General features: G+C 64.4%; 7 protein-coding genes. 5 read left to right on the top strand and 2 right to left on the bottom strand.

Translation table 11 applies throughout. From position 1 onward, the window contains the following. The first annotated feature begins 272 nt into the window (after positions 1 to 272). The 4 genes from RFN30_RS29070 (at position 273) to RFN30_RS29055 (ending at position 3792) form a co-directional block, all read left to right on the top strand. A complete protein-coding gene (locus tag RFN30_RS29070) occupies positions 273 to 1157 on the top strand; it encodes a DMT family transporter (protein WP_320265500.1) in 885 nt (294 codons plus the stop codon). 81 nt (positions 1158 to 1238) lie between these two features. Further along, on the top strand, positions 1239 to 2261 hold the full coding sequence (locus RFN30_RS29065; RefSeq protein WP_126086316.1) for a LacI family DNA-binding transcriptional regulator: 1023 nt from the start codon (positions 1239 to 1241) through the stop codon (positions 2259 to 2261). Next, positions 2258 to 3241: a 2-hydroxyacid dehydrogenase gene (locus RFN30_RS29060; RefSeq protein ID WP_320265497.1), complete on the top strand. Its 984-nt coding sequence runs from the start codon at positions 2258 to 2260 to the stop codon at positions 3239 to 3241. Before RFN30_RS29065 ends, RFN30_RS29060 begins: the two co-directional genes overlap by 4 nt. 164 nt (positions 3242 to 3405) lie before the next feature. Continuing rightward, positions 3406 to 3792, top strand: coding sequence for a hypothetical protein (locus RFN30_RS29055; RefSeq protein WP_320265496.1), 387 nt, complete (start codon positions 3406 to 3408; stop codon positions 3790 to 3792). Positions 3793 to 3809: 17 nt separating this feature from the next. Here RFN30_RS29055 and RFN30_RS29050 read toward each other — a convergent pair whose 3' ends face one another. Then, on the bottom strand, positions 3810 to 4583 hold the full coding sequence (locus RFN30_RS29050; RefSeq protein ID WP_320265495.1) for a gamma-glutamyl-gamma-aminobutyrate hydrolase family protein: 774 nt from the start codon (positions 4581 to 4583) through the stop codon (positions 3810 to 3812). Between the two features lie 245 nt (positions 4584 to 4828). Between RFN30_RS29050 and RFN30_RS29045 the strand changes: the two genes are divergently transcribed. Next, on the top strand, positions 4829 to 5938 hold the full coding sequence (locus RFN30_RS29045) for a TRAP transporter substrate-binding protein (RefSeq protein WP_320265494.1): 1110 nt from the start codon (positions 4829 to 4831) through the stop codon (positions 5936 to 5938). 177 nt (positions 5939 to 6115) lie between these two features. Here RFN30_RS29045 and RFN30_RS29040 read toward each other — a convergent pair whose 3' ends face one another. After that, entirely contained in the window at positions 6116 to 7144 is a 1029-nt protein-coding gene (locus RFN30_RS29040) for a zinc-dependent alcohol dehydrogenase family protein (protein WP_320265493.1), read from the bottom strand. Positions 7145 to 7153 lie beyond the last annotated feature (9 nt).

The raw sequence follows: 7153 nt of genomic DNA, 5'->3' as shown, positions 1-7153 counted from the left end.
CGTCATGCGAAAGATCGTCGTCACCCTAAATGCCAGGCTCCGGGACGCCATGATTCCTCAGAGTTGATGACGACTACGAGGAACGTTCAGGGCTAATCGCCAACAGCAGTGCGCTCTAAGCCTGTCGTCATGTCTTGTTGGGCCAGTCGCTTTTGGCTTGCTGGCCGGTGGCGATTGCCGCAAAAGAGGGGCGTTACCATTCCCCCGGCCCGATTTTGAACGTTCCCAAAAATCACGACGACAGCGCAACGCCGCCCGCGGCGATGCTGTTGATGCTTTGCGTCTATGTCTGCTTCACCTTTCTCGACACCTCGAGCAAATATCTGGTGCTCGCCGGCGTCTCGGCGCTGATCGTCGCCTGGACCCGCTTCACCGTCCATGTCCTGCTGGTCGGCGTGTTCCTGCGCGGCTGGCGCGAGCCGTCGCGCTTCCGCGCCAACAACCTGCCGGCGCACATCCTGCGCGGATGCCTTCTCTTCGGCTCGACCATGTTCAACATCCTGGCGCTCAGGACCCTGCAGCTCGCCGAAACCACCTCGATCTATTTCTTCGGTCCGATGGTGATCACCGCTTTGGCCGGTCCGCTGCTCGGCGAATGGGCGGGCTGGCGGCGCTGGCTGGCGATCCTCACCGGCTTCGTCGGCGTTTTGATCATCACCCGGCCCGGCGTCGGCGTGTTCGGCATCGGCCACCTCTTCGCGCTCGGCTCGATGCTGTCGAACTCCTTCTACGTCATCATGACCCGGCGCATGTCGGCCAGCGAAACGTCGGAGAGCCTGATATTGTTTTCCGCTCTGGCGCCCGCGGTGCTGCTTGTGCCGATGCTGCCGTTCTCGCATGCGCTGCCGCAGGACGGCTGGCACTGGGCGATCCTGCTGATGCTGGGCGTGTTCGGCGCCGGCGGCCATTGGCTGCTGGTCCAGGCCTATCGCCTGGCGACGACGACGGCGCTGGCACCCTATCCCTATTCGCAGATGGTGTGGATGATCATTTCCGGCTGGCTGATCTTCCATCAGCTTCCCGACCGCTGGACGCTGCTGGGTGCTGCCATCATCGTCGCCAGCGGCCTCTACATCATCCACCGCGAGCACAGGCTTCGCCTGCGCAATTCCGCCTCGTTGGACACCGAAGCCGAAACGCTCGCTAAAAAACTTTGATTTGCTCCAGAACCGATGGCATAAGGCCGCATTTAAAAAATTTAAAGACGTGTTTTCGAGGACCCTGGGGAGCGAAGGGCACTGGCACAGAAGATCAAGCTTTCGACGATCGCGGACGCGCTCGGCGTATCCACGGCAACGGTATCGCTGGCGTTGCGCGACAGTCCGCTGGTGGCGGGCTCGACGCGCGAGCGCATCAAGGAACACGCCCGCGCCATCGGCTATATCTACAACCGCCGCGCCGCCTCGCTGCGCACTTCGCGTTCCGGCATCGTCGGCGTGGTCGTGCACGACATCATGAACCCGTTCTTCGCCGAGATCCTGCGCTCGATCGAGAGCGAGCTCGACCGCAGCCGCCAGACCTTCATCCTGTCCAACCATTACGATCAACTGGAGAAGCAGCGCACCTTCATCGACACGCTGCTGCAGCTCGGCGCCGACGGCGTCATCATGTCGCCGGCCATCGGCACGCCGGCCGAGGACATCATCATGGCCGAGGAAAACGGCCTGCCGGCGGTCTTGATCGCGCGCACGGTCGCCGGAGCCGACGTGCCGGTGTTCCGCGGCGACGACGCCTATGGCACGGCGCTTGCCACCAACCACCTGATCTCGCTCGGTCACAAGCGCATCGCCATGATCGGCGGCACCGACCAGACCTCCACCGGCCGCGACCGCTATCAGGGCTATGTCAACGCCATGGAGGCGGCCGGGCTGGAAGTCAGGCCCTCCTGGCGCATTCCCGGGCCGCGCACCAAGCAGGCCGGTTTCGAGGCGGCAGGACAGTTTTTGGCGCTGAAAGACAAGCCGACCGCCGCCTGCTGCTGGAATGATCTGGTTGCGATCGGGCTGATGAACGGCATCGCGCGCGCCGGCCTGGTGCCGGGCGTCGATATCTCCGTCACCGGTTACGACGACCTGGAGGAGGCCGCGATAGCAACGCCGGCATTGACGACGGTCTGGAATGGCCAGCGCGAGGTCGGCCGCCGCGCCGCCAGCGCGCTGCTCGACAAGCTGAACGGGCAGGCCGTGCGGCCCTCGCAGGAACTGATCAAGCCGGAGCTGCACGTGCGTCAGTCCACCGGCAAGCCGGTGGAGCGTCAATGACAAAAGCCGAAGCGGATTTCCCGGTCGCCATTCTGGTGCCGAGGGATTTCAACGACCATGCGATCGGCAGGATCGACAAGGCGTTCCGGCGCGTGCGGATCGAGCGCGCCGATCCGGCGCTTGTCACCGGCGAGATGCGCGAGGCCGTGCGCGGCATCGCCTCCTTCGGCGGCATCGATGCGGCCATGATCGACGCGCTGCCCAATCTCGAAATCATCGCCAATTTCGGCGTCGGCTATGATTCGGTCGATGCCCGCCACGCGGCCACGCGCGGCGTCATGGTCACCAACACGCCGGACGTGCTGACCGAAGAGGTTGCCGACACCACGATCGGCCTGTTGATCAACACCGTGCGAGAGCTCTACAGCGCCGAGAAATGGCTGCGCGACGGCGACTGGGTGAAGAAGGGCAATTATCGCCTGAGCCGGCTCACTTTGCGCGGCCGCCGCGTCGGTATCTTCGGCATGGGCCGCATCGGCCTTGCCGTTGCCCATCGCCTCGAGGCCTTCGGCCTACCGATCGCCTATCACAACCGTCGCAAGGTCGAAGGCCTGCCTTACGAATACCATGCCACGCTGAAGGGGCTCGCCGAAGCGGTCGATACGCTGATTTGCATAGCCCCCGGCGGTGCCGCGACAGAAAAGGCTATCAATGCGGAAATCCTGTCCGCGCTGGGCCCGGACGGCGTCTTCGTCAATATCGGCCGAGGCAGCACGGTGGATGAGGCGGCCCTCGCCGCCGCTCTCGAGAACGGCACGATCGCCGCCGCCGGGCTCGATGTCTTTGCCGACGAACCGAACGTGCCGAAGGCACTGCTCGACGCGCCCAACACCTCGCTTCTGCCGCATGTCGGCTCGGCGTCGGACCATACCCGCCGGGCCATGGCGGATCTGTGCGTCGACAATCTCGTCTCCTGGTTCGGCGAGCACCGGCCGCTGACCCCGGTGCCGGAAACCGCGCAGGTCAAGCCGAGAAGCTGACCGAGCGGCTGCCACACTTATTAACGTTAACGCTTAACGGGCGCTTAACGCTTTGGAATCACTATGCATACTACGTTATGCATGAACCGAAGCCGCGTGTGGTTCAGGCCTTGTGCAAAGTTCGAAGCGCGCCGGCGCGCGTTTCGAAGGTACGGAGAAACGGCGTGAAGGTGCTTTCCACGTTTATGGCGATTGCCGCGTTGGCCGGCGGCGTCCAGCTTTTTCATGGCGGCAGCGACGAAAGCATCGCCAACGAGGCAACACCATCCAACAGCTATCGGCTGACGGCCAATGGCGACGAAGCGGCTTGCGCGGTCAAGCGCGGCGCCGAGGTGTCGAACGGTCTGTCGCAGCTCACCGTCGCGTCGGACTGCCGCAACCTGATGCCCGGCATCGAGCGCGCAAAATTCTGGCGCGAGCAGGCCGACGGCACGGTGGCCTTCAGCGAGAACGGCATCGACCCGATTGTCACTTTCAGCGTCGCCGATGGCGACGGCTACGAATCCTACGCGCCGGTTGCGCCGCTGCTGGCCTTGAACAACAACAAATAACGATTGCCGGAACGGCTTTACTCCGCCGCAGCGCGTGCGCCAACCTTTGCCGCCGCGTGAAGCCGCACGGCATCGCCGAAGGCGCGAAAGATCTTCGCCGAGTTGCTGTCCGACCTCACCCAATATTCGGGGTGCCACTGGACGCCGACAGCGAAGGCGCGGGCGTCCTTGACGGAGACGGCTTCGATCGTGCCGTCGGTGGCGACGGCCTCGACCTGCAGTTTCGATCCGAGCCGGTCGATCGCCTGGCGATGCAGCGAGTTGACCTTGATGTCGCCGGCGCCGAACACGCCGGCGAGGCAGCTTCCCGGCTTGATCGAAATCGTCTGGTGGATGCCGAAGCGCTCGTCCTGATTGTCGCTCACCGGGGCGCGGTGATCGAGTGTGCCCTCGCGCTCCTGGATCTCGGTGCCCAGCGTGCCGCCAAGCGCCACGTTGAGTTCCTGGATGCCGCGGCAGATGGCAAGCAGCGGCACGCCGCGCTCGATCGCCTTGCGGATCAGCGGCAGTGTGGTGCTATCGCGCGCCGGATCGTAAGGGCCGTTGGCCTCGCTGGGATCGCCGCCGTAGAGCGAGGGATGCACATTGGACTTCGACCCCGTGACCATGACGCCGTCGACCGAGGACAGCAGCTCGTCGAAATCCAGCCGGTCGCCGAAGGACGGCACAAGCAGCGGGAACACGCCGGCGCCGGCGATCGCAGCCTCGATATATTGCTGCGGCGCGGCATGCCAGGTGTAGTTGTCGAACTGGCGGACATCGGTTGAGACGGCAACGAGCGGCTGCTGCATTTTGGCTATGGGTTCCATTGAGGGCTAACGAATTATTCTGCCTACAAAATAGGCGATCCGGTGGCATTTTGCCATGGCAAGTTTCGTCTCTCCGGATGGGCCACGGCGGTCGGCGTTAGACTATAGTTGCACGTTGCCCGCGATGCTGGACTCGACATCTTGCCCGTGTATTGTTTCGCGCAGCCGACGAGGACAGCGAGGATGTCCGTATGTCGGTTTGTTGATCCGAAACGGGAGGAAGCTGCATGGATCGTCGTTCATTCATCCGCAAGGCCGGTGCGTCCGGTGTCGGCGTCGCGGCGGCGGCCGCCGCGCTTGCCACGCCGGCGATAGCCCAGTCCAATCCGAAAGTGACGTGGCGGCTGGCATCGTCCTTCCCGAAATCGCTCGACACGATCTATGGCGGTGCGGAGGTCTTCTCAAAAATGCTGTCGGAAGCGACCGACGGCAATTTCCAGGTCCAGGTCTTCGCCTCGGGCGAGCTCGTTCCCAGCCTGCAGGCGGCCGACGCCACCGCCGCCGGCACCGTCGAGGCCTGCCACACGGTGGCATATTACTATTGGGGCAAGGACCCGACCTGGGCGCTGGGCGCCGCGGTGCCGTTCTCGCTCAACGCGCGCGGCATAAATGCCTGGCACTACCATGGCGGCGGCATCGACCTGTTCAACGAATTCCTGGCCACGCAGGGCTTGTTCGGCCTGCCGGGCGGCAATACCGGTGTGCAGATGGGCGGCTGGTTCCGCAAGCAGATCAACACGGTCGCCGACCTTTCCGGCCTCAAGATGCGTATCGGCGGCTTCGCCGGCAAGGTGGTGCAGAAGCTCGGCGTCGTGCCGCAGCAGATCGCCGGCGGCGACATCTACCCGGCGCTGGAAAAAGGCACGATCGACGCCGCCGAATGGGTCGGCCCCTATGACGACGAGAAGCTCGGCTTCTACAAGGTCGCGCCCTACTACTACTATCCCGGCTGGTGGGAAGGCGGCCCGACCGTGCATCTGATGTTCAACAAGGCCAAGTACGAGGAATTGTCGCCGGCCTACAAGTCGCTGGTGCACACCGCCGCCCAGGCGGCGGACGCCAACATGCTGCAGAAATACGACTATCTCAATCCGGCGGCGGTGAAGCGGCTGGTGGCCGGCGGCGCCAAGCTGGCGCCTTTCAGCCAGGAGATCATGGCGGCCTGCTTCGAAAAGGCCAACGAGGTCTACGCCGAAATGGAGGCCAACAACGCGCCGTTCAAGAAGATCTGGGAATCGATCAAGGGCTTCCGCAAGGAGCACTACCTCTGGGCCCAGGTTGCAGAATACAACTACGACACCTTCATGATGGTGCAGCAGCGCAACGGCAAGCTGTAGGCGAAGCCCTCCTTCTCCCCTTGTGGGAGAAGGTGGATCGGCGCGCAGCGCCGAGACGGATGAGGGGTGTTGGCCGGAGTGCCGTCGGCCGCCAAGCTGGAGCACCCTCATCCGTCGCCTTCGGCGACACCTTCTCCCACAAGGGAGAAGGGAAGAACTGAGCGCAAAATCGGTGCTTCAGCCTTTGCCCGGCACCACCAGCACCTTGACCTCGCCCGGAGCGGCGGGGTTCGAGATCACCTGCGGCGCCTCTTCGAGGCTCACTTCCTTCGATATCAGCTTGTCGATCTCGATCGCGCCCGAGGCGATCAACTGGGCCGCGCGGCCATGCGTGAACGGATTGAGGAAGGAGCCCACCACCTTCAGTTCGCGGAACAGGAGGTCGAAAGGCTCGACGGCCACTTTCATCCCTTGCGGCACGACGCCGACGATGATGACCGTGCCGCCGGCCTTCGCCATTCGCATCGACTGCTCGACCGTGTCGCGAACCCCGGCGCACTCGAACACCACGTCGACGCCACCCGGCACAAGGCCGGCTTTTCCGGTGACGGCCTCGATGGGATCGGCGGCGCTGGGATCGACCGTTGCGGTCGCGCCGAGCTCCTCGGCAAGAGCACGGCGCGAAGCCTGTCTGGTCGACAGGATGATGGTCGCGGCGCCCGCAAGCTTCGCCAATTGCACTGTGAGCAGGCCGATGACGCCGCCGCCGAGCACCACCACCGAGGCGCCGGGCCTGATGGCGGCGAGGTCGACGCCGTGCAGGCAGCAGGCCAGCGGCTCGCAGAAGGCGCCATGCGTCGGCTTGAGGTCGGCGGGCAGGAGGAAGGCCTGGTTTTGCGGCATCACGACATAATCGGCGAAGCCGCCATCCCGGTGGATGCCGATGGCCCTGATATTGCTGCACAGATTGACGCGGCCTGCGCGGCACTGGCTGCAGCGCCCGCAGGAAATATTGGGATCGCCGGTGACGCGGTCGCCGACAGCGATATCGGCGACGGCCTCTCCGACCGCCTCGACGATGCCGCAGAATTCGTGGCCGAGGGTCACCGGCGGCTTTGACGGAAACTCGCCGTGGAACAGGTGCCTGTCGGTGCCGCAGACGCCGCAGGCTTCGATCCGCACCAGAACATCCTCCGGCCCGGCCAAAGGCTTGTCGACCTCGCGAAGCGCGATGCTGCCGATTGCTTCCAGCCGGACTGCTCTCATGATGCGGTC

Source organism: Mesorhizobium dulcispinae (genome assembly GCF_033977345.1).
Lineage (GTDB): Bacteria > Pseudomonadota > Alphaproteobacteria > Rhizobiales > Rhizobiaceae > Mesorhizobium > Mesorhizobium dulcispinae.
The sequence above is the reverse complement of the archived record's forward strand: the minus strand, read 5'-3'. Positions and strand labels throughout refer to the sequence as shown.